The organism is Rahnella aceris, from assembly GCF_011684115.1.
In the GTDB taxonomy this organism is placed as follows: domain Bacteria; phylum Pseudomonadota; class Gammaproteobacteria; order Enterobacterales; family Enterobacteriaceae; genus Rahnella; species Rahnella aceris.
Genome location: NZ_JAADJV010000002.1, coordinates 171,197 through 196,700, shown reverse-complemented (window position 1 = coordinate 196,700; position 25,504 = coordinate 171,197). Strand labels below are relative to the sequence as shown.

Here is a 25,504-nt window from a genome sequence, read left to right as displayed (position 1 = left end):
GGAGAAAGTCGTGCTAGAAGAATACCGTAAGCACGTAGCCGAGCGTGCTGCAGAGGGCATCGTCCCTAAGCCACTTGATGCTTCACAGATGGCAGCGTTGGTTGAGTCCCTGAAGAATCCGCCACAAGGCGAAGAAGACACTCTGTTAGACCTGCTGATTAACCGTGTTCCACCGGGCGTCGACGAAGCCGCCTATGTTAAAGCCGGATTCCTGGCTGCAGTCGCCAAAGGCGAAACTACCTCTCCGTTGGTCACTCCTGAAAAAGCCGTTGAACTGCTGGGCACCATGCAGGGCGGTTATAACATTCACCCGCTGATCGATGCACTGGATAACGAAACGCTGGCACCCATTGCCGCGAAAGCGCTGTCTCACACGCTGCTGATGTTTGATAACTTCTACGATGTGGAAGAAAAAGCACACGCGGGCAACGAACACGCGAAAAAAATCCTCCAGTCATGGGCGGATGCCGAATGGTATCTGTCACGTCCGCAACTGGCTGAGAAAATCACCGTCACTGTGTTTAAAGTGACGGGTGAAACCAATACCGATGATTTGTCACCAGCTCCGGATGCCTGGTCCCGTCCAGATATTCCTCTGCATGCGCTGGCAATGCTGAAAAATGAACGCGAAGGCATTCATCCGGATCAACCGGGCAGCGTCGGTCCGATCAAACAAATCGAAGAACTGAACAAAAAAGGTTTCCCGCTGGCTTACGTGGGTGACGTTGTCGGTACCGGTTCTTCGCGTAAATCGGCCACTAACTCCGTGCTGTGGTTCATGGGTGATGACATTCCTCATGTGCCAAACAAACGCGGCGGCGGTGTGGTACTCGGCGGTAAAATCGCGCCAATCTTCTTCAACACCATGGAAGATGCCGGTGCCTTACCGATCGAAGTGGACGTGTCCAACCTGAATATGGGCGATGTTATCGACATCTATCCGTATAAAGGTGAAGTGCGGAATCACGAAACCGACGAAGTGCTCGCGACTTTCGAACTGAAAACCGATGTCCTGCTCGATGAAGTGCGCGCAGGCGGCCGTATTCCATTGATCATCGGCCGTGGTTTAACCACCAAAGCCCGTGAATCCCTGAAATTGCCGCAGAGCGAAGTGTTCCGCATTGCGAAACCTGTCGCTGCAAGCAACAAAGGTTTCTCGCTGGCGCAGAAAATGGTGGGGCGCGCCTGTGGCGTTGCCGGTGTTCGTCCGAACGAATATTGCGAACCCAAAATGACGTCCGTGGGTTCTCAGGACACCACCGGTCCGATGACCCGTGATGAACTGAAAGACCTCGCGTGTCTGGGCTTCTCTGCCGATCTGGTGATGCAGTCATTCTGTCATACCGCTGCTTATCCTAAGCCGGTTGACGTGACCACCCACCATACGCTGCCTGATTTCATCATGAACCGTGGCGGTGTTTCACTGCGCCCTGGTGATGGCATCATTCACTCCTGGCTGAACCGTATGCTGCTGCCGGACACTGTCGGCACCGGCGGTGACTCCCATACCCGTTTCCCGATCGGGATTTCGTTCCCGGCGGGTTCCGGTCTGGTGGCCTTTGCGGCAGCGACCGGCGTGATGCCTCTTGATATGCCGGAATCCGTTCTGGTGCGTTTCAAAGGCAAAATGCAACCGGGCATCACTTTGCGTGACCTGGTGCATGCGATCCCTTACTACGCGATCAAAGAAGGTCATCTGACCGTCGAGAAGAAGGGCAAGAAAAACCTCTTCTCTGGCCGTATTCTGGAAATCGAAGGCTTGCCGGAACTGAAAGTCGAACAGGCGTTTGAACTGGCGGATGCGTCCGCAGAACGTTCAGCGGCAGGTTGTACGATCAAACTGGATCAGGCGCCGATCAAAGAATACCTCAGCTCTAACATCGTTCTGCTGAAGTGGATGATCTCTGAAGGTTACGGCGATCGTCGTACCATCGAGCGTCGTATCAAAGGCATGGAAGAGTGGCTGGCGAATCCGACCCTGCTCGAAGCCGATGCGGATGCTGAATACGCGGCAGTGATCGAAATCGATCTGGCCGAGATCAAAGAGCCAATTCTTTGTGCGCCAAACGATCCGGATGATGCGCGTCTGCTGTCTTCCGTACAGAACAGCAAAATCGATGAAGTCTTTATCGGTTCGTGCATGACCAACATCGGTCACTTCCGTGCGGCGGGTAAACTGCTCGACAGCCATAAAGGCGCGTTGCCAACCCGCTTGTGGGTTGCGCCACCGACCAAAATGGATGCGGCTCAGCTGACCGAAGAGGGCTATTACAGCGTCTTTGGTAAGAGCGGTGCGCGTGTTGAGATTCCGGGCTGTTCACTGTGCATGGGTAACCAGGCGCGTGTGGCGGACGGCTCTACCGTCGTTTCCACCTCTACCCGTAACTTCCCGAACCGTTTGGGCAACGGCGCTAACGTCTATCTGGCTTCGGCGGAACTGGCGGCGATCGCCTCACTGCTGGGCCGTCTGCCAACGCCGGAAGAATATCTGGGTTATATGGCGGAAGTGGATAAGACCGCAGTGGATACTTACCGTTATCTGAACTTCGACAAGCTGAGTGAATATACCGATAAAGCTGACGGCGTGATCTTCCAAACCGCAGTCTAACTCGTTATATTTGCGCCAGTGTTGAAAGGGAGCTTCGGCTCCCTTTTTTATTGTGATTTTTTCAGAGGACTGCACCATGGATTACGATTTTTTGCGCGACATCACCGGTGAGGTCAAAGTGCGTTTTTCAATGGGCCATGAAGTGCTTGGTCACTGGCTGAATGAAGAAGTGAAGGGCGACCTGAGCGTGCTCGATAACGTCGAAGCGGCATTGAGCGATCTGAAGGGCAGCGAACGGCAGACGCAGATGGCCGGCCATGAATACACGCTGCTGTTAGCCGACGATGAAGTGATGATCCGTGCCAATCAGCTGGATTTCGACGGCGATGAGATTGAAGAAGGGATGAGTTATTACGACGAGGAGAGTCTGGCGTTTTGCGGCGTCGAGGACTTTCTGCAAGTCCTCGCCAAATACCGTTCTTTCGTGATGACTAACCGCTGAGTGACTTGCCCCGCGAGGCGGTCCAGCACAGCAGCGAACCGCCGACCACCATCAGCACGCCCGGCCAGAAACTGGCGCCTGGCAACGTATGCAGCCACAATCCGGCAATCAGAATCGATGACAGCGGCGTGAAATATGACAGCGCGGCCACCAGTGTCGCATTGCCTTTTTTCATCGCAATATCCCAGCACTGATACGACACTGCGGTCACCGCGCCCATCGCCAGTAATTCGAGAATGGCAGGTAATGTCAGGCTGATACGGCTGGAGGAATACGTGAAGTAAAGCGCCCACAATACGCCGCCGGTTGCCAGCAGAAACAACGGCAGCACGCCTTTGCCTTTACACAATACGCGGACCAGATTGGAATACAGTGCCCACGACACGGCCGCGCCCAGCGCCAGACCGTAGGCCACCGGGTTGCCGCGCACATTGCGCATCATCTGGTGAATATCCAGCCCGTGACCGCCGCTGATTGCCCACAGCACTCCCGCAAATGCCAGCACCGCGCCCGGCCAGATCCACCAGCGAACGCGTAATTTCAGCAGCGGAACCGCAAACAGCAATGTCAGACTGGGCCAGAGATAATTCACCAGCCCGAGTTCCAGCGTTTGCTGACGGGTATGCGCCAGACCGATCGCCAGTGAAAATGCCACCATATAAAAGATAAACAGCAGACCGCAGATGATCAGATATGCAGCAGATTCACCACGCAGTGACGGTTTGCCGCCAACCATCCAGACTAAAATTCCGCTGACAGTATAAATAGAGGCGGCCGCACCAAAAGGCCCCAGAGATTCGGACAAACTGCGGGTGAGCGCCACGCTCATGCTCCACAATAAAATGGCGAGAACGCCAGACAGTGTTGCAAAACGATCCATAAGAAAGGTAAGCCTCTGGAAAAGGAGACTTTTAAGATAAGCGATTGTTCCGGTTATTTACACCGGAACAATCCGCTTGAGAGGCGCTTATTGTCTGAAATCATCAGAAGTAGAAACCGGCTTCCAGACCCACGGTGGAAGTGGTGGTCGCGGGCTGATAATAGCCAACGGTGCGTCCGTTCAGATCACCCTGTTTCTCGTCCGACTTGCCGTATTTCTGATGCACATAACTGGCTTTCACAAAAACATCTTTGTTGATATTCCAGGTCAGGCTGGTAAATGGCGAAAGCCTGGATTTCGGCTCCAGCCAGACCCCTCCCTGATTGCTGTGCGTCCAGGTTTTAATCGGATACAGCGCACCGCCTTCCAGACTCAGACGTGAATCTGCGGTCATTTGCCAGTTCGCCCCCAGTGACGCTTTGGCGTAAGGCTGCAAAGACACTTCAACGGCGGTGTACTGCCGGGTGGTGTTTTGTGAGGCAATATACACATCGTCAGAGCGGATATTTCGCACCCACGCCTGGCCGCCGACAGCGCCTTTCATATCGAAAGACACACTGTCGGATGCCCGGTAACGGTAGCCACGGGTCATGTCCGCGCTGTAGCCGGTGTAATAGGTTTTGCCCTTCAGCGAGCCGTTCGGCACGTTGGCCTGATCGTCCAGCGTACTGCCTTTATAACGGACGATCCCGAACATCACGCTCATGTCCCAGGCTTTTAATAAGCCGCTTTGGGTATCGAGATAGTTATTGGATCCGAAATTAACGCGCAGGCGCGGGCCATGTTCAGCAACATATTTACCGTCCATATTACTGACGGATTCGTCCCACTTATAATATTCAGCACCATAACTCACATAGTGCCGCATCCCTTCGGTATTGCTGCTCAACAAACTTTCCCCGGCCCGGGAAACCCCGGAAACCAATAAAGAACTCGCGACCAGCAAGCTGGATACGGTCTTTAATTTAATCATTTTCATGTTTTATTTCTACTTACGGGTGGATGGAGCTGGTTGCTTAGTAAGCAATAAGGGGATGCTAATGTCAGGAGGGGGATAATTAAAGTTATTTATCTGCTTTTAGTAAAAAAGCGATCTTTTGATCTGTCATAAGCTAAATTATTGGTTATATAACAATTTTGTTTGACTTAATATCTGTATATTATTTCTGTAATTTGGCTTAAATATCAGATCCTTCATCGTTAAATTTAGCTTAAATAAAGATTTAATGACTGTTTTGATATTAATTTGTCTTAAGGAGTATAGCGGGTATTCATCCATGTAAATATATTTTACTTAAGTAATGCTTATTGAGTTTCAGGCGGGGGAATATTCAATATCAGAATTTGTCTATACAAAAGAAAGGCCGGACATTTCAAAAATGCCCGGCCTTTCCTTTATTCAGCTCTGATCAGACTGACGGCAGATTGCGGCCGTAATAGATTTCCTGCATTTCCTTGTAGAGCAAATCGGTGATTTCTTTACGCTCTTGCGCGCTCAGTTCATCCGGTTTGGCATTAAACAAGTAATGTTTGAGATCGAACTCTTTCAGTAACATCTTGGTATGGAAGATGTTTTCCTGATACACGTTGACGTCCATCATGTCGTACAGTGCTTTCATATCCTGCGACATGAAGTTCTGAATCGAATTGATGGAATGGTCGATGTAGTGTTTAACACCGTTCACGTCGCGGGTGAAACCCCGGACACGGTAATCGATGGTGACGATGTCGGATTCAAGCTGATGAATCAGATAGTTCAGCGCTTTCAGCGGCGAAATCACGCCACAGGTCGAGACTTCAATGTCAGCGCGGAAGGTACACAGCCCGCCTTCGGGATGGCTTTCCGGATAGGTATGCACACAGATATGGCTTTTATCCAGATGCGCGACCACGGAATTCGGCAACGGGCCCGGATGCTCGGTGGTATCGACATCACGCGGGTCCATCGGCTCTTCGCTCACTAAAATCGTCACGCTGGCGCCCTGTGGTTCGTAATCCTGTCGCGCCACGTTGAGGATATTGGCACCGATAATGGAGCAGGTTTCGGTGAGAATTTCCGTCAAACGGTTGGCGTTATATTCTTTGTCAATGTAGGCAATGTAGCCATCACGATCGTCTGCGGTTTTGGCGTAGCAGATATCGTAGATACAAAAACTCAGGCTTTTGGTCAGGTTGTTGAAGCCATGCAGTTTCAGCTTTTGCAATTTAGTTCACCCCCTTATGGATGCTGTATCAGCGTGCGGCTGACAGGGCATTCAGTAAATATTGCGGCAGGGCAAAGCTGCCGTGATGAATCGCCGGATTGTAATAACGGCAAGTTATGTCTGCGGCGTCGAAACGCGCCTGCAAGGTTTTGCTGTCAATCTGGCGATATTCCGGGCTGTTGGTCGCCCAGGCAAAGGTCATGATGCCGCCGTAATAGGTCGGGATCGCGGCCTGATAGAAACTGACATCACTGAAATAGTGGCTCAGTTTGGTGTGGCTGTTCACCGCTTCATCCTGCTGGAGGAAGCACACGCCATTTTGTGCCACGAAAATGCCGCCTGGATTGAGGCAACGGGCACAGCCTTCGTAGAATGCCGACGTAAACAGGCTTTCTCCGGGACCGATGGGATCGGTGCAGTCGGAGATGATCACGTCGAAGGTTTCAGTGGTCTGATTAACGAAGTTCACGCCGTCGTCGATCACCAGTTTGAAACGCGGATCGTCATAAGAACCGGCATTATGGTTGGGCAGATACTGGCGGCAAAACTCCACCACGCCGGCATCAATTTCCACCATCGTGATCGACTCCACGCCTTTGTGGCGAGACACTTCGCGCAGCATTGCGCCGTCGCCGCCACCAATGATCAGCACCTTGCGGGCGCTGCCGTGGGCGAACAACGGGACGTGGGTCAGCATTTCGTGGTAAATGAATTCATCACGCTCGGTGGTTTGCACCACGCCGTCGAGCGCCATGACGCGACCCAGCGCCGCATTCTCGAAAATCACCAGATCCTGATGATCGGTTTTCTCACGGTATAACTCTTTATCGACGCTGAAGTACTGGCCAAAATGGGCGTGCAGCGTCTCATACCATATTTCTTTGGATGACGAGTTCCGGGACATGTCGTTGTTTCTCCTGATCAATCGCAGCCATAAAAATGGGCGCACATGATAGCTAACTCTGCCTGTCCATGCACGGTTGAATTTCAGACAGGTGAATGTAGATTAAGTGTAGACGAGGCAGGCGTGGTGCGAAAAATCGGGGGACAGGGAGGAAAGCAAACAGGCTCCGGCATCAGAATGACGGAGCACACGGCTGAAAAACGGCTGACAGAATTCAGTTGGTGTAGGCCAGTAAACTCAGCGAGTCGCGGGCCAGAGACTTACATTTTGTCGGTTTAGGCACGGCGATCCCACTCAGATCACGGTAGCTTTCTTCGCCCATCGACTGCATGTTAAAGCTGTTGTAATTGCTCAGGTCCCAGCGATTTTGCTGGGCGAAAAACACGATAGCCCGTTTGATTTGGGTGTTCGGCAGTTGTTCGTAACCGCAGTTATTTTTCAGATAAACGAAGACTGCCGTCAGATCCGCCAGATCTTCCGCTTCTGATTCACTCAGCGCCTGACTGGCGGAGGAGAAACCGAGCAGCGACAGTAATAACAAACACAGTGTTGTTTTTTTCATGGGTGTGTTCTTGTTCTTGTAGATTGAAAGTCAGAAGGACTTGGCTCACAGGCAGTTAAAAGGACGTTACCATATTTGCACTGAGCGGCACCAAATTTCTTTTACCGCTGAACCGCTTGACCTTCCCCTTAGGGGAAGGGATAGGCTGTCGTACTATTATGGCACGCCTGCGCCATCTGTCTGGTTATCACCCTTCAAAAGGACCGAAAAATGAACCGACGCGATTTCGTGAAGTGGACGACCCTGATGGGCGCCGCCAGTATGCTGCCCGGCTGGAGCCGCTTCGCGCTCGCCGCTGACCGCCCGGCATTGCCCATCCCGGCGTTACTCGAACCGGATATCCGCAGCGCCATTACGCTCACATTACAGCGCGGGCAGAGCCAGTTTCTGCCTGGCGTGAACACTGAAACCTGGGGCGTAAACGGTAATCTTCTCGGCCCCGCGCTGCGTATCCGTCGTGGGAAACCGGTCAGCGTCACCATCAATAACCGGCTGGATGTGGCCAGCACCGTTCACTGGCACGGGCTGGAAATTCCCGGTGACGTGGATGGCGGGCCGCAGGGATTAATCGAACCCGGCCAGAATCGCAAAGTCAGTTTGCAACTTGATCAACCCGCATCGACCTGCTGGTTCCACCCGCATCCGCATCAGACCAGCGGTTATCAGGTGGCGATGGGGCTCGCCGGGCTGGTGCTGATCGAAGATGAAAGCAGTGACCTGTTGCAGATCCCAAAACGCTGGGGCGTGGATGATATTCCGGTCATTTTGCAGGATAAGCGCCTGAACGACGCCGGTAAAATCGATTATCAGATGGACGTCATGACCGCCGCCGCCGGCTGGTTCGGGCAACACATGCTGACCAACGGCGCGGTGTATCCGCAGCACGGAATTTCCCGTGGCTGGGTACGTTTTCGTTTACTCAATGGCTGTAATGCACGCTCGCTGCACATCGCCACCAGCGATCAGCGGCCGATGTATGTCATCGCCAGTGACGGCGGTTTCCTGCCTGAGCCGGTGAAAGTCAGCGATTTGCCGCTGCTGATGGGCGAGCGTTTTGAAGTGCTGATTGATTGCAGCGACGGCAAAGCTTTTGATCTGGTCACGCTGCCGGTGAAGCAAATGGGCATGACGCTGGCACCGTTCGACAAACCGTTGCCGGTGTTACGCATTCAGCCGACGCTGACCCAAAGCGGCAGTTCATTGCCGGACACGCTGGTGCCGCTTCCGGCGCTGGTGTCAGTGGATAATCTGCCGACCCGCTGGCTGCAACTGATGATGGATCCGCAGCTTGATCAGCAGGGTATGGCGGCGCTGATGAAACGTTATGGCCACAAGGCGATGGCCGGCATGAGCATGGATCACGGCGGGGGCGGGATGGCCGCAATGCCGGGTATGTCCGGTTCCGGTCACGACGGTCATGGCGGTATGGCAGGAATGGACATGAGTCAATCGTCCGGTGGTTATGATTTCATGCAGGGCAACAAAATTAACGGCAAAGCCTACGACATGAACCTGCCCGCTTTCGATGTGAAACAAGGCCAGTATGAGAAATGGACCCTTTCGGGCGAAGGCGACATGATGCTGCATCCTTTCCATATCCACGGCACACAGTTCCGTATTCTTTCTGAAAACGGTCAGCCGGTCGCGCCCCATCGTCAGGGCTGGAAGGACATCGTGCGCGTTGAAGGCGCCCGCAGCGAAGTGCTGGTGCGCTTTAATCATCTGGCGGATAAACAACATGCTTACATGGCGCACTGTCATCTGCTGGAACACGAAGACACCGGCATGATGCTCGGCTTTACGGTATCCGCGTGATCCGGTTTACTGCTTTCCTTTCTGTAATTTCTTAAAAATCAGCGGCCGGGGGCGATCCTCCGGCCCGCGTCTTTCCTTTCCCTCCCGTTTCTTTCTTTGCCTGTGCTACTCCTTCGAATATCTATCTTTCAATTTGAAAGATTAAACTTTCAAAATGTGATCAATATATAATTAATATAAATTCAATATGATTATATTTTCAGCGTGGAGTAACAAAACATGAAAGCTTAAACCCACGTATCCCTACAGGAGAAGATGATGATCGATGTAATAACGCACGGTGCCGAGTGGTTTATCGGCCTGTTTCAAAAAGGGGGAGAGGTGTTTGTCGGCATGGTCACCGGCATTCTGCCTCTCTTAATTAGTTTGCTGGTCGTCATGAACGCGCTGATCGTGTTTGTCGGACAGCGGCGGATCGAACGTCTGGCGCAGCGTTGTGCCGGAAATCCGGTTTCACGTTATCTGCTGTTACCGGTGATTGGCACCTTTGTTTTCTGCAATCCGATGACCCTCAGCCTCGGGCGTTTTATGCCTGAAATCTACAAACCCAGCTATTACGCCGCAGGCTCCTACAGCTGCCATTCCATGAACGGACTCTTCCCGCATATTAACCCCGGCGAACTGTTTGTGTATCTCGGCGTTGCCAGCGGACTGACCACGCTGGGATTACCGCTCGGGCCGCTGGCCGTCAGTTATTTCCTGGTCGGTATGGTGACTAACTTCTTCCGCGGCTGGGTAACGGATCTCACCACCCGCATCTTTGAACGCAAGATGGGCATTCAGCTTGATCGTGAGGTTCAGTTGTAATCAGGTTCAATTCTAATCAGGTCAAATTCTAAAAAGCGGAGCAGAAAATGAGCGTTACGATTCGCATTAACCGGGGTGAAGGTGGCTGGGGTGGTCCGTTGCTGATTGAGGCGGTACCCGGCAAAAAAGTGATGTATATCACGGCGGGCACCCGCCCGGCGATTGTCGACAAGCTGGCAGAACTGACCGGCTGGGGAACGGTAGACGGCTTTAAAGAAGGTGAGCCACCGGCAGAGGAAATCGGTGTGGCGGTAATCGACTGTGGCGGCACGCTGCGCTGCGGCATCTACCCAAAGCGACGCATCCCGACGGTTAATATCCATTCGACCGGTAAATCCGGCCCGCTGGCACAATTTATTACCGAAGACATTTATGTTTCCGGTGTCCGTGAGCATGACATCGTGCTGGAAAGCGCAGAGGCGGCTGAGCCGGTAAGCGCAGCGGCTAAACCCGCACCGGCTGCGGCAGGACGCGACTACGACACCACTAAAAAAATTACCGAACAAAGCGACGGCCTGCTGGCGAAAGTCGGGATGGGGATGGGCTCCGGCGTAGCCGTTTTATTCCAGGCCGGGCGCGACACCATCGACACCGTGCTCAAAACCATCCTGCCATTTATGGCGTTCGTGGCGGCGCTGATCGGCATCATTATGGCCTCCGGGCTGGGTGATCTGGTGGCGCACGGGCTGACGCCGTTGGCGAAAAGCCCCGTCGGGTTGGTGATGCTGGCGCTGATCTGTTCCTTCCCGTTGCTTTCTCCTTTCCTCGGCCCGGGCGCGGTGATCGCGCAGGTTATCGGCGTGCTGGTGGGGGTGCAGATCGGGCTGGGCAATATCCCGCCACATCTGGCGCTGCCTGCACTTTTCGCCATCAACGCTCAGGCGGCGTGCGATTTCATTCCTGTCGGACTTTCGCTCGCCGAAGCCAAACAGGACACCGTGCGCGTCGGCGTGCCTTCGGTGCTGGTCAGCCGTTTTCTGACCGGCGCACCGACGGTACTTATCGCCTGGGCCGCTTCCGCTTTCATTTACCAGTAAGGAGTCACTGTGCAAACCATTTATCAAACCACTATTACGCAAATCGGCGATTTCGCCCGTGAAGCCTTAACCGACCAGATGCTGATCACCTTCCGTGAAGGGGCGCCAGCGGATATTCAGGATTATTGCTTCATTCACCAGCCCGGGAAAATGGAAGGGGAATTGCATCGTGGCGCGTATATGGAACTGGCTGATGTGCGTTATCCGGTGACCGCCGTGGGAGAGGTGGCGATGCAAAATCTGCGCGAGCTGGGGCATATCACCCTGCGTTTTGACGGCAGTGCCGAGGCTGAGTTTCCCGGCAGCGTACATGTAAAAGGCACCACGCCCGACGATATTCCGCTGGGCAGCGTATTGAAATTTATCGATTAACTATCAGAGTCAGGAGTCAGTTATGGAACAGGTTGCAGTCGTGATCGGCGGGGGGCAGACGCTGGGCGCATTTCTCTGTCAGGGGCTGGCTGAATCCGGCTATCGCGTGGCGGTGGCGGATTTGAATGAGAAGAATGCCGCATCGGTGGCAGAGCAGATTAACCGGCAGTTTGGCGAGGAAAGGGCGTTCGGATTTGCAGTCGATGCCACCAATGAAGCCAGCGTAGAACAACTGGCGAAAGCGGTGGATCAGACGTTCGGCAGGGTCAGTTTACTGGTATACAGCGCAGGGATGGCGAAGGCATCGCCAATCACGGATTTTGCCCTCAACGACTTTGATCTGTCGTTGCAGGTCAATCTGGTGGGATATTTCCTTTGCGCCCGTGAGTTTTCGCGCCTGATGATCCGCGACCGTATTCCGGGACGCATTATTCAGATCAACTCCAAATCCGGCAAAGTGGGCAGCAAACATAATGCCGGTTACAGCGCGGCCAAATTCGGCGGCGTGGGGCTGACACAGTCTCTGGCGCTGGATCTGGCGGAGTACGGTATTACCGTGCATTCGCTGATGCTGGGCAATTTACTCAAATCGCCGATGTTCCAGTCATTATTACCGCAATACGCCAAAAAACTGGGCATTCAGGCCGATGAAGTCGAGCAGTATTACATCGATAAAGTGCCGCTGAAACGCGGGTGCGACTATCAGGATGTGCTGGATATGCTGCTGTTTTATGCCAGCGATAAAGCCTCGTATTGTACCGGTCAGTCGATCAATATCACCGGCGGACAGGTGATGTTCTGATGTGCTCCGCCTCTGTTATGCAGGGGCGGATTACTCTGTCATTAACAACATCATGTTAAGGAGAAAATAATGACCCCGACTGCGGCATTAATATTCTGTGCGGTGCTGGCCTGGGTGGCACAAATCGCGCTCGGCTGGTGGCAGTTACAGCGTTTTAACCGGGCATTCGACAGACTGTGTTTACAGGGAAATGTGGGCGTCGGGCGTTCCGGCGGACGTTTCAAACCGAGAGTGGTACTGGCGCTGGCTTTCGATAAACAGGAAAAAGTCTGTGACGGCTTTTTACTGCGCGGCCTGACGATTTTCGCCCGCCCCCGGCCGGTAACGTCGCTTAATGGCATGAGCCGGGAACAATTGATGACAGGTGTGATCTTCCCGAAAGATCCGAATATTCAAACTGCACTATCATTAGCGATTGAACCGAAATCATGATATTTTCACTTTAAAAGCTATTATCTTTCAAAAAGAATGATGGCTGTGAATTTATCTTAAAATTTGAGCGAAAATCGTGATGAAACCTAAGCAACGGCAGGCGGCGATACTGGAGCATTTACAGCAATTTGGAAAGACGGCGGTGGACGATCTCGCCGCGCATTTCGCCACAACCGGCACCACTATCCGCAAAGATCTCACCCTGCTGGAAGAAGAGGGTGCAGTAATCCGCACTTACGGCGGTGTGGTGCTCAGCCGTGAAGAAGGCGACCAGCCTATCGACCGTAAAACCCACATTAATACCGGAAAAAAATTGCGCATTGCCCGCGCAGCTATTCAGGAAATTCAGGACGGCGACTCGCTGATTTTTGATGCGGGCAGCACCGTGATGCAGATGGTGCCTTTCCTCAGTCAGTTTAATAACATCACCGTCATGACCAACAGCCTGCATATCGTCAATGCGCTGGTGGAACTGGATAATGACCAGACTATCCTGATGCCGGGCGGCACCTATCGCAAAAAATCCTCCTCCTTCCACGGCAGTCTGGCCGAAAGCGCGTTTGATAAATTCAATTTCGACAAGCTGTTTATCGGCGCAGATGGCGTCGATCTCGACGGCGGTGTTACCACATTCAACGAAGTTCACGGCGTCAGTCAGGCGATGTGTAAAGCGGCTGAGCGTATTTTCCTGCTGGTGGATTCGTCAAAATTTGGCCGCAAAAGCCCGAATGTTGTGTGCCACTTAGGCAAGGTCGATACGCTGATCACCGACAGCGGGCTTAGCAGCCAATACCGCGATGCCATCGAAAAATTGGGGATCCGCATTATTCTGGTCGGGGAAGACGATGAGTGACGCATTACTGAATTACGTATCTGAAAAATGGTGCTTTTGGGATAAAAAATATCGCGGTATCTAATGATTAAGTTTAGCTGACCCGGTTACACAGGAAGCTGACACCAGCGCTACTCATCGGCGGGTTCTTTGATATAATCCTTTCCACTATATGGTCGCTGTTTTTCTGAAAAACAGCGATAAGTATTCTTAAATCAGGTGGTTAGTCTTTATATGAAACATCGTGTTGACGTCATGATTTCCGAAGAGGAAGTCAAAACCCGAATTGCCGAGTTGGGCCGTGAAATCACCGAACACTACCGCGACAGCGGCAGCGAAATGGTGCTGGTTGGATTGCTGCGCGGTTCTTTCATGTTTATGGCTGACCTGTGTCGCGCCGTGGACGTGCCGCACGAAGTGGATTTCATGACTGCCTCCAGTTATGGCAACGGCATGTCTACCACCCGCGACGTTAAGATTCTCAAAGATCTCGACGAAGACATTCGCGGTAAAGATGTGTTGATCGTCGAAGACATTATCGACTCCGGCAATACGCTGAGCAAAGTGCGTGAAATCCTGCAACTGCGTGGCCCGAAATCTCTGGCCATTTGTACCCTGCTGGATAAACCCGAGCGCCGCGAAGTGGACGTAAAAGTCGAATACGTCGGTTTCCCGATCCCCGACGAATTCGTTGTCGGCTACGGCATCGACTACGCCCAGCGTTATCGCCATCTGCCGTATGTTGGTAAGGTTGTGATGCTGGACGAGTAAAGTTCGGCTGCGCCCCGCACAGCAGTTAATTAAAAACGGCCTTCAGATTTGGAGGCCGTTTTTTTATATTCATTTCAAATAATAAATAATCTATTCAACTTATCTGCTTGATATCCGGTAAAATTGAAACTTCTGCTTTTTAGGTATAGGTTATTTTTAATATTTACATGGATTATTATAGTTTCATATAATGCATGTCAGTTAATGGAGTAAATAAGTTAATGAAAATAATCAGGGATGAAAAGATAAAAACTAGATACAGTTGAGGAACTTAACGGTACTTATTTCTATGCAGGAAAATCGAACCTGACTGCAGGAGAATTATTTTTCATGATTTGCTGTGAAAATGTCATTAATAAAAAATCCTTGCGGGTACTGCATGCAGTTCTTCTCCATAAAGCCGGGGTTGGAATTCATTGGTTTTCCCAGGAAAATAACTTCAAGTAACCTCCTCATTTACCGTCGTTACGATTTCAGGCTCAAAGCGACCTCTGCGTCTGCAAAAATGTTGCCTGGTTGAGTAAAGTAAGAGGGTAGAAAGAGGAGGTAACTAAATCATAGTGCTATAACCTCAGTGCCTTATATTACAAAAAAATATTTTAAACTAAATCAGCGGGTTCTTTTTCCTCCAAATATAGTTATCCTTGTTTTTTATTCTGAAAAATAACCATGGCATAACCCAGGCAAGTAAGAATAAAGGTATCGCTAAAATGACAGATAGATTAACAAAGTTATAGTTTTGGTAGAGTAACAGGATTAAAAGAGCTGAAATAAAAATCAAAATGATCCGTAAATATAAAATTAACTTCCTCGTAGGTCTGTCAATATAGGCCATGATTATTTCAGCACCACAATAAGGACATAGGGTGCTGTTTTCCTTTAATTTACTATCACAGAATCCGCATGTAGCATGCTCATCAACATGATTACTTTTCACGTAAACCTCTCGGACTGACTTTTGCTGTGTATGAATTTTTGCTAAATGTTATTTATTTGATTTTATTATCTTAATTAGTACTCTTTATCTCGAGTGTACTTTACATAATTTCTTTTGAAATTAGCAAGGGGATTTTTCTTGCAAACCGTAAGGGAATATGTGGGGGTTCTGTTAGTTTTTAGTAATGACTTCTTTTACCAAGATTGTTCTTATTTTGAATTTCTATATACAACCCTTATCTGAACAGGGGATAGGTTTTGTAATATAAATTATGGCTAAGACATTTCCTAGTAAGCTTGCCATGTGAATTTTTATTGAATACCTTGCTGACTGCTTCTTAATGCGGCTGAAATAAAAATCGGCAGGGGTAGCGAAAAGAACAGGCCAGGAATTGTAAAAAGCTCATACGCTAATGTTTCTGACTATCCATGCGCTGAGAGAACAAGACATTGTTCTTATTTACACGTTATTTGCTCGCTTGTCTGGCATCCGGTGTCATTTAAACTCATTTTTGTTTCGTAATACTTACTCAGTGCTTTGTTTATGATTAGATTTTCTGGACAGATACAAGTGATACTAATCTCCTCTCCCTGTGTTGAACACCGACAGGCGTCGATTCTCCGTGACTGAGCTTTTAATCAACCCGCAGTTATTGGCAGAACGCCGGGGCGCGCCGGAGACGCTTTTTGCGGTCAAAACCTCCGGGTCAGGGGCAGAAGCAACGATGCGCTATTCTGGTGCGTGCTTATATCTCCGTCGACAATTGAGAACATCAGACTGACAGGTTCAGATACTGTTGAACGGCGCTGAGTAATAAAAAGGCACTAAAAAAGGCACATTTTTGTGCCTTTGAAAACGATGTTAACTATATGAATTAAATGTATTTATTTATTTCAGTGTCCACGCATTGACCACATCGACAAATGAAGCCTCGTTTATTCGGGGCTTTTTCTTTAGTGCATCTGGAAGGACTGCTGCTGATGCTTATCTGGGTGCAACTGAACAGCATGAACTGTTCCTGGTTCAACGATGATGTCAGCGATTGATTCATGGGTTTTAAACGTGCAACTGCAGTTAATATTCTGACATTGGTGATAGCGTTCTTTGGTATTGATGCTCAGGTAACGGCTGGAACGGGCGTGGGCGGCGTGCTGGCATTTCGGACAGTGCATCATAATAATCACCATGTAATCATTTTAATCATATTCAATCATTATATGTTATTGCTGAAAACATACATCGGGGATTACAGTGTTTTACATAACAGGTGACAAATTCCCCAAGGCAGACGAGATGACAAATCAGGACGATATACAAAGCGCGATCCGTGACGCTAACGAAAGGGAGCGTTACATCTGGCGTCATGCCCGTTGGTTTATGAAGGCCGTGTGTGTTGGCCTTCTTATATACGCACTCTTCCCAATGGTGTTTTGGATATACTACTGTTTTTAGGGATGTTTTATGCGCTAATTATGAAGCTTTGCATCAATCATTCACAAGCTATCGTCCCCGCTCGCCTCATAACTCACATCCGACAGCAAGACCTCCAGATTCAACGTCGTCACAAATCCACTGCCGCCCAGGCTGTGCGTCACCTTGCTGATTATCCAGGGCTGCGCGTCGATCACGGATTTAAATCCGGGCGCACGCCGGATATATCCTGTACATGACCGACGCGGCACAAAGCAGCTCGGACATAGACCAGATGCGTAAGGCGATGCGTGACACCAAAGGGCTGGGCAATTTCCGCAACCTGTTCATGTACGCACCAAACGGAAAGCCAGACGGGATCAAGATTTTGCCGTTAAGTGAAGTCGCAACCAAAGACGATTTCTTCAACATCAAGAAAGCCAGCCAAAACGATTTGCTGTGCGCGCACCGCGTGCCGCCTCAGATGATGGGGATTATCCCAGAGAACAGCGGCGGCTTTGGAGATTCGGTTAAGGCGTCACTGGTATTTGTCCGCAATGAGCTGACGCCCTTGCAGGAACGGTTTAAGGAGTTGAATGCGTGGTTTGGGAAGGAGGTGATTAGATTTAAGGCTTACCAGCTTACTCCAGAGTAGAGTAGTCCTCACCGATAACCGGGGTTTTACTTATTTGTGTGAGCCTCCTCATTCATTGGATATGATATTTATATCTTCAAAAATAAGATGTTTTTTTGTTCAATGCTTTATGTTGAAACATCAAAAAAACAAAGTTTATCAATTGATTGTATATCAATTTATGGAGATGAGGTGGCTTGATAGCTTGCCGTTGTTCATGTAAATTGCTTTATTTGCCTGATGTTTCGAAAGGATTTCCATGGACGCACCAAATTTTTTTATTAAATTATGGGGATATATTAAAGTGAATATAAACCTTACCCACTTAATAGCCTTTTCTCTTGGGGTTATTACAATCTGTTTTCTTGATGCATTAGTATTTGAGAAAAGCATTACTGACTGGATTAGTGCAGTTAGCACATTTGGTACTTTAATAGTTGCTTATCTAGTCTATAGAAAAGCCCCTGAATGGTTGGGGAAGAAACTCGATGAAGAATCAGTGTATTTGGCTACAGATATACACTTTATTCTATATGATGAAATTGCCAATGAAAGCACAAGGTTAAGAAATATACTATATTTTAATAGAATTAAAACCCCTCACTTTAGTAATATTTTATATGATATATTTGATGTTAATAGTAAACTAAATGTCGAGGATGTGGATGCCCACTATAATGAATTATTATCGTTTGTTAAATTCACGGCGTTTTCCGAGTTAGCTAAGTATCAAATAGATTTAATAAAAAAACTTCGACGACTACGATTTATGCAATGGAAGCCTATTGGTGAAAATCAGTTCAAGATTAATTGCATAAGTGAAAGTATTAATAATGTTGTCACAGCAAGGTCTGATCTAAATGCCTATATTAATCCATTATTACCCATCATAAAAAACATAGAATACCCGAGTGATTTATACGATACGCTCGGAAAAATTGAATCCCTTGAAAATACAATGATAAATAGCACTAGAGAATTATTAAAATATATTGATGATTATAAGTCGCAACCTGGTGATGTTCTTGACTACTTCGAACGTGCAAATAAGAAACAGTAGTAGTAAGAGAATAAGATTATTTAATAAAATCGGCATAAGTGTCTATTTTATTCTCTGCTATCTTTATCTTTCCTTGCTAAACAAGAGTCACTGGTCATCGTTGTCGGCACACTAAGAAACGAAATTAATATAAAAGGCGCTGATGCACAGCAAGCTGTATCACTTATATCTCCGCGCGCAATGTTACCCGTCTGCCCGCTTCTGACTTGGCTCACTGTTTTTAATGCATGAGTCAGAACGCCGCAAAGTGCAGCCAGAGGCGCTATCAGGCACCCTTCGGGAACATGCAAAAACATGCTGCAATGAATGCATGGCTTTCGAAGTTTTTATCCAGTGAGAAGATGTCAGCATTTAATATAGGAAATGATATTTACTGCATGAGTAACTCTTGTCCATTTTCTTGCTCCAACTCAACCTGCCCCTAAATTATCGCCGTTTACTTCGAAATACTGAACATCTCGGAAGGTATCAGCCTATGTAGGGTTTTTATCAGACCAATTATAGCCCTGTGAGGAATCCATAGCTCCCAAACCTGAACCACTGTTTATACATACACTACTAAAAAGTAGGGAACGTTTAAAAATCCATTTTCTTTCAGTAAGATATTTTTAAATCATTGATATAATATTGTTAAAAATCATCTAATTCGTTAAATTTTATTTATTATAGTGAGTCGGTTTGCTTGATTTTTAATGTGGATTAGTGAATTTTAATGAAAACTAGAGGAAGATTTTATAACTTTTTTTCAAACTTAAGGAGTTGAATGTGTTTGGTTCTCAACTAGTAGGGAAAATGTGGGAAACGGTGGCTGATAAGGGGATTGGGGGGTTGTTCAAACCGTGGCAGATGAGAAGGGAGGGGATGATAAGTCTTGAGCTAAAGCGAAATGAGCTGCTGATGTTAGCACAGACGGAGATTGATGTTGAGGATATAAAAAATGGGAAAAAAGCTATCGCTTTTAATGATGTGAACAAGCCTAGGCTTATTAATTTAACTAATAATATTTTAAATGATGAATCAAAAATTGAACCCAAACTGGATGTTTCTACATTGCTTCACCAGGCAAGTGAACATTTGTACGCTAATGAGATAAAGAAAGAGATTAATGTCACAAGAGCATTGTTAGTAGCTGAACAGGTTCTCTCAAATGACCAGTCCCAGCCTGTAACAGAAAGTATCGAAGACGATTGGTTATTGAGATGGCGTGATAATGCAGCCGCAACAAGTTCAGAACAATTGCAGAGTTTATGGGGAAAGGTTTTAGCTGGCGAAGTAAAAACACCAGGTTTGTTTTCTTTAAGAACTTTAGATTTTATTAAGAATTTATCACAAAAAGAGGCAATCGAAATAGAAAGGCTTTTCTCTTACGTTATGGTTAATTATTTGTTTAAAACAAAAGGCCATGGCCTTAATAGTGAGTTTGAGTCTGAGGAGCTTGATTTTGATTTTCTTTCTAAAATGCAACATCTTGGTATAGTTACTGGGACGGATGGTCTGGGGCTTTCGACAACTTTTAAATCAGTTAAAGCTGAGTCTTTCTCAGTCTACTTTTTTTATGATAATAAGGTAATGGAAATATTTGACGAGGATCAGAGTAAGAAACTTGAGTTCAGCGTTGTGTTATTAACTGAGCTTGGAAAACAGCTTTATTCTTTATCATCGACTTTAATTAACTCTCAATATCTCAATAATGTTATTGCTTCGGTAAAATTACAGGGGTTCAAAATTAGAATTGGCGATTTAATTATTGACAGTAATGGGAATAAATTCGCTAAAAATAACGTTGAAGTATAATAAATAATATCAAATAAAGGAATGAATTAAAGTAATCTAGTAGGTGGAGTGAACTTTTGTTTCTTCAAAGCTAATTTCGCACCACCGCTTAACGGTGATGTTGTGTTTGACCCGTGCGCGTTCAATTTCTTGCAGGTGAGCCTATTCTTCTGCCTTTGATCTTTCCGATAGGGCAATATCGAGCCCTTTTGTTGAGCCAGAACTGCGCTGCGCCTTGCTGACTCTCGGCGTTTCCTCACGTATACGTGCCACAATCGCCCTCACGGCGGTAGTGTCTGTCCAGTCAATTACCGGTTGGTTGGCAGAAGTGGACGCTGCAGAGGCGCTCCCAGCTTGGCTATTTCGCCCATTTGCAGCGGCTTTCTTTCCACTTAACCCACAGTTATTGACAGGCCTCCGAGGCGCGCCGGAGGCGCTTTTTGCGGTCAAAACCTCAGAATCAACGGCAGAAGCAACGATGCGCCATTGAGGGGGGCGCGTTTCATATACATGTGATTCGCCGAGGTGGGGCGCGAAAATTCCCACAACCTTTTTCACCTCTTCATCGTAGGCATTCAGTTCATTAGCAACGCGACGTGCTACGCGCACCGTCTGATCTTCACGCGGTACATTAGCGCCGCCCTGGGCAGTCATGTACGCCATAAAGTCACCGGCATCAGCAGCAGCGCGAACGGCTTCCACTTCTTCGTCAAAGGTTTCAGTCAGACTGATGGAACGAATGCGGCGGCACTCACGGTATGAACCCATAGTAGGCAGGCCGATGGGATGGAATTGAGGGATACGCCATGTTGCTGCCCAGGCAGTAACAGCAGCAGCGGAATCCGTCAGAAGCTCGCCGGTCTCGTGGTCGCGTTCGCCTTCCAGTGCGTAACCGTCGATATTCTTCGCGATGTATTTAGCGATGTAGCCAGCGGCACCGCCTCGGTTCAGGTGCTTACAGTCAAAGCGGTTCTTTGCTGCGCCGCGCTCGTCACCGTCTTCTTTCATGGCGTATTTGCGCATGATATCGATCACCGACTTTCCTTTAATCCATTGAGGGGGAAAGCGGGGCTGGAGTGTCCACATAGTGTCCACACCTGAGCATCTTTATAGGGTTTGTAGCTGCTTACACCGCATATAACTCATTGATTTATAGTGATCGCGTTGTAAGTGCAGGAAAAATAAATGGCAAAAAAGGCACATTTTTGTGCCTTTTGTTTTTTGAATTTCTGTAGAGTAGGGCGGCTTGTTATTGCGGGTCGCCGTTCAGCAAGGCGGAGACGCCCTGACGGTAGCGCTGTTCCAGTGTTTCGCGGCTGGTGGCGTCAACTTCCAGGTTGCGCAGACGTCCGTCCAGAATGCCGTAAACCCAGCCGTGCAGCGTGACTTTCTGGCCGCGTTTCCAGGCCGATTGCATCACGGTGGAGTGGCCGAGGTTGTAAACTTGCTCAACCACGTTCAGTTCACATAACTTATCGAGGCGCTTCTCTGGCGACAGTTCGCCCAGCAGGGAACTGTGTTTGTACCAGATGTCCCGGATATGCAACAACCAGTTATTAATCAAACCCAGTTCAGGGTTTTCAACCGCCGACTGCACACCGCCACAGCCGTAGTGACCGCAGATAATCACGTGTTCGACTTCCAGCACGTCGATAGCATATTGCACAACGGACAGGCAGTTAAGGTCGGTGTGGATGACCAGGTTGGCAACGTTACGGTGAACGAACAGTTCGCCTGGCTCAAGCCCTGTCAGGCGCTCGGCGGGAACACGGCTGTCAGAACAGCCAATCCACAGAAAGCGGGGTTTTTGAGATTGGGAAAGCCGCTCAAAGAAACCAGGATCTTCATCAATCATGGTTTTGGACCAGGCTGCGTTATTGCTGATGAGTCTTTCTATGTCATTCATTGATGTTAATAGCCTGTGTTACGAGCTGACTGCGATGGAGTAATATAGGGCAATGCCCCGACTTTTCAAACTGATTCGGCATCTCCGTTTACTCATTCTTACAACAGGGTTTTCACAAGAAGGTACGCTCCCTTTATGAATTATGCATTGGAACTGGAAAAGTTAACCAAAACTTACGCCGGTGGTGTACAGGCTTTGCGTGGAATCGATCTGCGCGTCGAAGCTGGCGATTTTTATGCCCTGCTTGGGCCAAACGGTGCGGGTAAATCCACCACCATTGGCATCATCAGTTCACTGGTCAACAAAACCGCCGGCAAAGTGCAGGTGTTTGGCTATGACATCGATAAAGATATCGTCAACGCTAAACGTCAGCTCGGGCTGGTGCCCCAGGAATTTAACTTCAACCCGTTTGAAACCGTCATGCAGGTGGTGGTTAATCAGGCCGGTTATTACGGCGTGCCACGTCCGCTGGCATTGCAACGTGCTGAAAAATATCTGACGCAGTTGGATCTCTGGGGCAAACGCAACGAGCGTTCGCGCATGCTGTCCGGCGGGATGAAGCGTCGTCTGATGATCGCCCGTGCGCTGATGCACGAGCCAAAATTGCTGATCCTCGATGAGCCAACGGCGGGTGTGGATATCGAATTACGTCGCTCAATGTGGGGTTTCCTGAAAGAGCTGAACGCACAGGGCACGACCATCATTCTGACCACGCACTATCTGGAAGAAGCGGAAATGCTGTGCCGTAACATCGGTATTATTCAGGGCGGTCAGTTGGTGGAAAACACCAGCATGAAGGAACTGCTCTCGAAGCTGAAATCTGAAACTTTCATTCTGGATTTAGGGGCGAAAAGCCCGCTGCCGGTGCTGGAAGGTTATCGCAGTAAGCTGACGGATACGTCAACGCTGGAAGTGGAAGTCATGCGCGAGCAGGGACTGAATTCCCTGTTCAGCCAGCTGAGCAAGCAGGGCGTGCAGGTATTGAGTATGCGTAACAAGGCGAACCGTCTGGAAGAGCTGTTTGTCACGCTGGTGAACGGCAGCGAGGAAAAGAAATAATGTCGCAATTGTATTGGGTGGCACTCAAAAGTATCTGGCTGAAAGAGATCAACCGGTTTGGTCGCATCTGGATCCAAACGCTGGTTCCGCCGGTCATCACCATGACCTTATATTTCATCATCTTTGGTAATCTGATCGGCGCACAGATTGGCAACATGCACGGTTTCACCTACATGCAGTTTATCGTGCCGGGGCTTATCATGATGGCGGTGATCACTAACTCCTACGCCAACGTGGCCTCGTCGTTCTTCAGCGCCAAATTCCAGCGCAATATTGAAGAACTGCTGGTGGCTCCGGTGCCGACGCATGTCGTTATTGCCGGTTATGTCGGCGGCGGCGTGGCGCGCGGGATCTGCGTGGGGATCCTGGTCACGGCGATCTCGTTGTTCTTCGTGCCGCTGGTGATCCATTCCTGGTGGATCATTGCGCTGACACTGTTACTGACCGCGATCCTGTTTTCTCTGGGCGGTCTGCTGAACGCCGTGTTTGCAACAACGTTTGACGATATCAGCCTGATCCCGACCTTTGTGCTGACCCCGCTGACTTATCTGGGTGGCGTGTTCTACTCGCTTTCCCTGTTGCCGCCAATCTGGCAGGCGATCTCTAAGCTGAACCCGATCGTCTACATGATCAGCGGTTTCCGTTACGGTTTCCTGGGGATTTCAGACGTGCCGCTGGTGTTTACCATGAGCGTGCTGGTGGCATTTATCGCGGTGTTTTATTGGCTGGCGTGGTACTTGATCGAGCGCGGGCGTGGTCTGAGAAGTTGATTTTTCTGTGCTCCCTCCCCTGCGAAGGGGAGGGCTGGGGTGGGGTATCAAGGTCAAAAACTAAATTCAAAGTGTGCTTTAACTCATTGCTTTGTATTTAAAACCCCCTCCCATCCTCCCCCTTCGCAGGGGAAGGCGTTTTATCAAGCCACCTGAACAGGCACGGCTTTGGCGGTGCGTTTCAGTTGGTTTTCACCTTCGAAATAGGCCACTTTCGGTTTGTGCTGGCGGGCTTGTTCATCTGACATCTGCACGTAAGAACAGATGATCAGCAGATCGCCGACACAGGCACAACGCGCTGCCGCGCCGTTGACTGAAATAATACGCGAACCGCGTTCTGCCGCGATGGCGTATGTCGAGAAACGCTGACCGTTATCAACGTTATAAATATCAATTGCTTCGTATTCCAGAATGCCTGAGGCATCGAGAAAGTCCTGATCGATGGCGCAGGAGCCTTCGTAATGCAAATCTGCCTGAGTTACGTGAACCCGGTGCAGTTTGCCTTGCAGCATTGTACGTACCATTGCGTGTGACCCTTCATGCGTAAATAGTCTGGGAACCCGCCGGGCTGACATAGCCAAATACTGATGTTTTCCGGCGGCCAACATAGTTGCCGATTTGACCTGCGCTGTCTACTGCGTCAGATCAACCTCCTGATTATCAATCAGTCTGGCTTTACCCAGCCAGGCCGCCATCAGGATCACCGCAGATGTGCTGTCGACGGACAACTCCTGCAAGGTTTTCGCATCACGGATAAACAGTTCGTCCGGCGTGAAACCCGCTTCGCGAAGCTGCTGCGCGGTTTCCTGCAACATTTCATCGACATGGCGCTCGCCCTGGCTCAGCCGTTCAGCCAGCGCATTCATGATTTTGTTAAGCTGGGGTGCGAGTTTACGTTCCTCGGCAGTCAGATAGCCGTTGCGTGAACTCAGTGCCAGACCGTCTTTAGCGCGCACAATTGGCACGCCCACTATCTCAATATCGTAGCCCATGTCTTCCACCATGGTGCGCAGCAGCGCCAGTTGCTGGAAGTCTTTTTGCCCGAAACAGGCCACCTGCGGCTGCACCAGATTGAACAGTTTGCTGACGATGGTGGAGACGCCACGGAAATGTCCCGGACGGCTCGCACCTTCCAGAATGGTGGAAATCACCGGCACATCAACCTGTGTTTGGGTCGCCAGACCTTTCGGATAGACTTCTGCCGGTGACGGTGCAAATACCAGATCCACGCCGCGTTTGTTCAGCTTCTCGCAGTCTTCCTGCAAGGTGCGCGGATAACGCTCGAGGTCATCCGGGCGCTCGAACTGCATCGGGTTGACGAAAATACTCACCACGACCACATCGCCGCGGGCTTTGGCTTCTTCCACCAGCGTCATATGGCCTTCGTGCAGATTGCCCATGGTCGGCACCAGCGCGATACGTTTGTTATTCTTACGAAAATCCCGGATTTCGCGACGCAGCAGCGCCACGCTGTCAATTATCAACAC

The 25,504-nt window shown here is 49.4% G+C and carries 23 protein-coding genes and 4 pseudogenes; 16 read left to right on the top strand and 11 right to left on the bottom strand.

Annotation, left to right across the window (positions count from 1 at the left end; genetic code table 11):
* The first annotated feature begins 10 nt into the window (after positions 1 to 10).
* Together acnB and yacL are read left to right on the top strand one after the other, a co-directional pair.
* Positions 11 to 2,608, top strand: a complete 2,598-nt coding sequence (gene acnB, locus GW591_RS13345) for a bifunctional aconitate hydratase 2/2-methylisocitrate dehydratase (protein WP_013576973.1) — start codon at positions 11 to 13, stop codon at positions 2,606 to 2,608.
* 76 nt (positions 2,609 to 2,684) lie between these two features.
* Entirely contained in the window at positions 2,685 to 3,050 is a 366-nt protein-coding gene (gene yacL, locus GW591_RS13340) for a protein YacL (protein ID WP_013576972.1), read from the top strand.
* Here yacL and yddG read toward each other — a convergent pair.
* From yddG to GW591_RS13315, 5 genes are all read right to left on the bottom strand, one after another.
* Positions 3,040 to 3,930 carry an aromatic amino acid DMT transporter YddG gene (gene yddG, locus GW591_RS13335; protein ID WP_013576971.1) on the bottom strand — a complete coding sequence of 297 codons (891 nt, stop codon included), beginning with the start codon at positions 3,928 to 3,930 and terminating at the stop codon, positions 3,040 to 3,042. The genes yacL and yddG overlap by 11 nt on opposite strands.
* A 103-nt stretch (positions 3,931 to 4,033) precedes the next feature.
* Complete coding sequence (locus tag GW591_RS13330; RefSeq protein WP_015690452.1) at positions 4,034 to 4,909, bottom strand: hypothetical protein; 876 nt, start codon at positions 4,907 to 4,909, stop codon at positions 4,034 to 4,036.
* 430 nt (positions 4,910 to 5,339) lie between these two features.
* On the bottom strand, positions 5,340 to 6,134 hold the full coding sequence (gene speD, locus GW591_RS13325) for an adenosylmethionine decarboxylase (protein WP_013576969.1): 795 nt from the start codon (positions 6,132 to 6,134) through the stop codon (positions 5,340 to 5,342).
* A gap of 28 nt (positions 6,135 to 6,162) precedes the next feature.
* A complete protein-coding gene (gene speE, locus GW591_RS13320) occupies positions 6,163 to 7,038 on the bottom strand; it encodes a polyamine aminopropyltransferase (protein WP_013576968.1) in 876 nt (291 codons plus the stop codon).
* Between the two features lie 214 nt (positions 7,039 to 7,252).
* On the bottom strand, positions 7,253 to 7,600 hold the full coding sequence (locus GW591_RS13315; protein ID WP_013576967.1) for a YacC family pilotin-like protein: 348 nt from the start codon (positions 7,598 to 7,600) through the stop codon (positions 7,253 to 7,255).
* A 210-nt stretch (positions 7,601 to 7,810) separates the two neighbouring features.
* On the opposite strand from GW591_RS13315, the gene cueO reads away from it, so the two are divergent.
* The 9 genes and pseudogenes from cueO to GW591_RS24240 form a co-directional block, all read left to right on the top strand.
* Positions 7,811 to 9,415: a multicopper oxidase CueO gene (cueO, locus tag GW591_RS13310; RefSeq protein ID WP_166860786.1), complete on the top strand. Its 1,605-nt coding sequence runs from the start codon at positions 7,811 to 7,813 to the stop codon at positions 9,413 to 9,415.
* Between the two features lie 258 nt (positions 9,416 to 9,673).
* Positions 9,674 to 10,222: a PTS glucitol/sorbitol transporter subunit IIC gene (gene srlA / locus GW591_RS13305; RefSeq protein ID WP_013576965.1), complete on the top strand. Its 549-nt coding sequence runs from the start codon at positions 9,674 to 9,676 to the stop codon at positions 10,220 to 10,222.
* A 47-nt stretch (positions 10,223 to 10,269) separates the two neighbouring features.
* Entirely contained in the window at positions 10,270 to 11,259 is a 990-nt protein-coding gene (gene srlE / locus GW591_RS13300; RefSeq protein ID WP_166860784.1) for a PTS glucitol/sorbitol transporter subunit IIB, read from the top strand.
* 9 nt (positions 11,260 to 11,268) lie between these two features.
* Positions 11,269 to 11,631, top strand: a complete 363-nt coding sequence (gene srlB, locus GW591_RS13295; RefSeq protein ID WP_013576963.1) for a PTS glucitol/sorbitol transporter subunit IIA — start codon at positions 11,269 to 11,271, stop codon at positions 11,629 to 11,631.
* 22 nt (positions 11,632 to 11,653) lie between these two features.
* On the top strand, positions 11,654 to 12,433 hold the full coding sequence (srlD, locus tag GW591_RS13290) for a sorbitol-6-phosphate dehydrogenase (protein ID WP_013576962.1): 780 nt from the start codon (positions 11,654 to 11,656) through the stop codon (positions 12,431 to 12,433).
* Positions 12,434 to 12,502: 69 nt separating this feature from the next.
* On the top strand, positions 12,503 to 12,865 hold the full coding sequence (gene gutM / locus GW591_RS13285) for a transcriptional regulator GutM (protein WP_013576961.1): 363 nt from the start codon (positions 12,503 to 12,505) through the stop codon (positions 12,863 to 12,865).
* A 79-nt stretch (positions 12,866 to 12,944) separates the two neighbouring features.
* Positions 12,945 to 13,718 carry a glucitol operon DNA-binding transcriptional repressor SrlR gene (gene srlR / locus GW591_RS13280; protein WP_013576960.1) on the top strand — a complete coding sequence of 258 codons (774 nt, stop codon included), beginning with the start codon at positions 12,945 to 12,947 and terminating at the stop codon, positions 13,716 to 13,718.
* Between the two features lie 213 nt (positions 13,719 to 13,931).
* On the top strand, positions 13,932 to 14,468 hold the full coding sequence (hpt, locus tag GW591_RS13275; protein WP_013576959.1) for a hypoxanthine phosphoribosyltransferase: 537 nt from the start codon (positions 13,932 to 13,934) through the stop codon (positions 14,466 to 14,468).
* Positions 14,469 to 14,720: 252 nt separating this feature from the next.
* A pseudogene (locus GW591_RS24240) lies at positions 14,721 to 14,837 on the top strand (STM2901 family protein); the annotation flags it as partial.
* A gap of 1,521 nt (positions 14,838 to 16,358) precedes the next feature.
* On the opposite strand, the gene GW591_RS13265 reads toward GW591_RS24240, so the two are convergent.
* Positions 16,359 to 16,580 (bottom strand): DNA-binding transcriptional regulator, encoded by a 222-nt coding sequence (locus GW591_RS13265; RefSeq protein ID WP_071823644.1) that lies wholly within the window; start codon positions 16,578 to 16,580, stop codon positions 16,359 to 16,361.
* 318 nt (positions 16,581 to 16,898) lie between these two features.
* A pseudogene (locus GW591_RS24115) lies at positions 16,899 to 17,054 on the bottom strand (phage late control D family protein); the annotation flags it as partial.
* On the opposite strand from GW591_RS24115, the pseudogene GW591_RS13260 reads away from it, so the two are divergent.
* From GW591_RS13260 to GW591_RS13250, 3 genes and pseudogenes are all read left to right on the top strand, one after another.
* A pseudogene (locus GW591_RS13260) lies at positions 17,048 to 17,470 on the top strand (phage portal protein); the annotation flags it as partial. The pseudogenes GW591_RS24115 and GW591_RS13260 overlap by 7 nt on opposite strands.
* 238 nt (positions 17,471 to 17,708) lie before the next feature.
* A complete protein-coding gene (locus GW591_RS13255) occupies positions 17,709 to 18,509 on the top strand; it encodes a hypothetical protein (protein ID WP_131638355.1) in 801 nt (266 codons plus the stop codon).
* A gap of 765 nt (positions 18,510 to 19,274) precedes the next feature.
* Positions 19,275 to 20,303, top strand: coding sequence for a DUF2806 domain-containing protein (locus tag GW591_RS13250; RefSeq protein ID WP_166860782.1), 1,029 nt, complete (start codon positions 19,275 to 19,277; stop codon positions 20,301 to 20,303).
* A gap of 36 nt (positions 20,304 to 20,339) precedes the next feature.
* On the opposite strand, the pseudogene GW591_RS13245 reads toward GW591_RS13250, so the two are convergent.
* Positions 20,340 to 21,323, bottom strand: a pseudogene (locus GW591_RS13245) (replication endonuclease); the annotation flags it as partial.
* 208 nt (positions 21,324 to 21,531) lie between these two features.
* The gene (gene can / locus GW591_RS13240) at positions 21,532 to 22,188 is read right to left on the bottom strand and encodes a carbonate dehydratase (protein WP_013576954.1); all 657 of its coding nucleotides are present in this window, start codon (positions 22,186 to 22,188) and stop codon (positions 21,532 to 21,534) included.
* Between the two features lie 135 nt (positions 22,189 to 22,323).
* Here can and GW591_RS13235 point away from each other — a divergent pair, with 135 nt between their 5' ends.
* Positions 22,324 to 23,247, top strand: a complete 924-nt coding sequence (locus GW591_RS13235) for an ABC transporter ATP-binding protein (protein ID WP_013576953.1) — start codon at positions 22,324 to 22,326, stop codon at positions 23,245 to 23,247.
* On the top strand, positions 23,247 to 24,017 hold the full coding sequence (locus GW591_RS13230) for an ABC transporter permease (protein ID WP_013576952.1): 771 nt from the start codon (positions 23,247 to 23,249) through the stop codon (positions 24,015 to 24,017). The genes GW591_RS13235 and GW591_RS13230 overlap by 1 nt, the downstream gene beginning before the upstream one ends.
* 143 nt (positions 24,018 to 24,160) lie before the next feature.
* Here GW591_RS13230 and panD read toward each other — a convergent pair whose 3' ends face one another.
* The gene (gene panD / locus GW591_RS13225) at positions 24,161 to 24,541 is read right to left on the bottom strand and encodes an aspartate 1-decarboxylase (RefSeq protein ID WP_013576951.1); all 381 of its coding nucleotides are present in this window, start codon (positions 24,539 to 24,541) and stop codon (positions 24,161 to 24,163) included.
* A gap of 108 nt (positions 24,542 to 24,649) precedes the next feature.
* Entirely contained in the window at positions 24,650 to 25,504 is an 855-nt protein-coding gene (panC, locus tag GW591_RS13220; protein WP_112150944.1) for a pantoate--beta-alanine ligase, read from the bottom strand.

Excerpts from the sequence above, each read along its gene's own strand:
- yacL (WP_013576972.1), top strand. The coding sequence starts at position 2,685 with ATGGATTACGATTTTTTGCGCGACATCACCGGTGAGGTCAAAGTGCGT.
- yddG (WP_013576971.1), bottom strand. The coding sequence starts at position 3,930 with ATGGATCGTTTTGCAACACTGTCTGGCGTTCTCGCCATTTTATTGTGG.
- GW591_RS13330 (WP_015690452.1), bottom strand. The coding sequence starts at position 4,909 with ATGAAAATGATTAAATTAAAGACCGTATCCAGCTTGCTGGTCGCGAGT.
- speE (WP_013576968.1), bottom strand. The coding sequence starts at position 7,038 with ATGTCCCGGAACTCGTCATCCAAAGAAATATGGTATGAGACGCTGCAC.
- GW591_RS13315 (WP_013576967.1), bottom strand. The coding sequence starts at position 7,600 with ATGAAAAAAACAACACTGTGTTTGTTATTACTGTCGCTGCTCGGTTTC.
- cueO (WP_166860786.1), top strand. The coding sequence starts at position 7,811 with ATGAACCGACGCGATTTCGTGAAGTGGACGACCCTGATGGGCGCCGCC.
- srlA (WP_013576965.1), top strand. The coding sequence starts at position 9,674 with ATGATCGATGTAATAACGCACGGTGCCGAGTGGTTTATCGGCCTGTTT.
- srlE (WP_166860784.1), top strand. The coding sequence starts at position 10,270 with ATGAGCGTTACGATTCGCATTAACCGGGGTGAAGGTGGCTGGGGTGGT.
- srlD (WP_013576962.1), top strand. The coding sequence starts at position 11,654 with ATGGAACAGGTTGCAGTCGTGATCGGCGGGGGGCAGACGCTGGGCGCA.
- gutM (WP_013576961.1), top strand. The coding sequence starts at position 12,503 with ATGACCCCGACTGCGGCATTAATATTCTGTGCGGTGCTGGCCTGGGTG.
- srlR (WP_013576960.1), top strand. The coding sequence starts at position 12,945 with ATGAAACCTAAGCAACGGCAGGCGGCGATACTGGAGCATTTACAGCAA.
- hpt (WP_013576959.1), top strand. The coding sequence starts at position 13,932 with ATGAAACATCGTGTTGACGTCATGATTTCCGAAGAGGAAGTCAAAACC.
- GW591_RS13265 (WP_071823644.1), bottom strand. The coding sequence starts at position 16,580 with ATGATGCACTGTCCGAAATGCCAGCACGCCGCCCACGCCCGTTCCAGC.
- GW591_RS13255 (WP_131638355.1), top strand. The coding sequence starts at position 17,709 with ATGGACGCACCAAATTTTTTTATTAAATTATGGGGATATATTAAAGTG.
- can (WP_013576954.1), bottom strand. The coding sequence starts at position 22,188 with ATGAATGACATAGAAAGACTCATCAGCAATAACGCAGCCTGGTCCAAA.
- GW591_RS13235 (WP_013576953.1), top strand. The coding sequence starts at position 22,324 with ATGAATTATGCATTGGAACTGGAAAAGTTAACCAAAACTTACGCCGGT.
- GW591_RS13230 (WP_013576952.1), top strand. The coding sequence starts at position 23,247 with ATGTCGCAATTGTATTGGGTGGCACTCAAAAGTATCTGGCTGAAAGAG.
- panD (WP_013576951.1), bottom strand. The coding sequence starts at position 24,541 with ATGGTACGTACAATGCTGCAAGGCAAACTGCACCGGGTTCACGTAACT.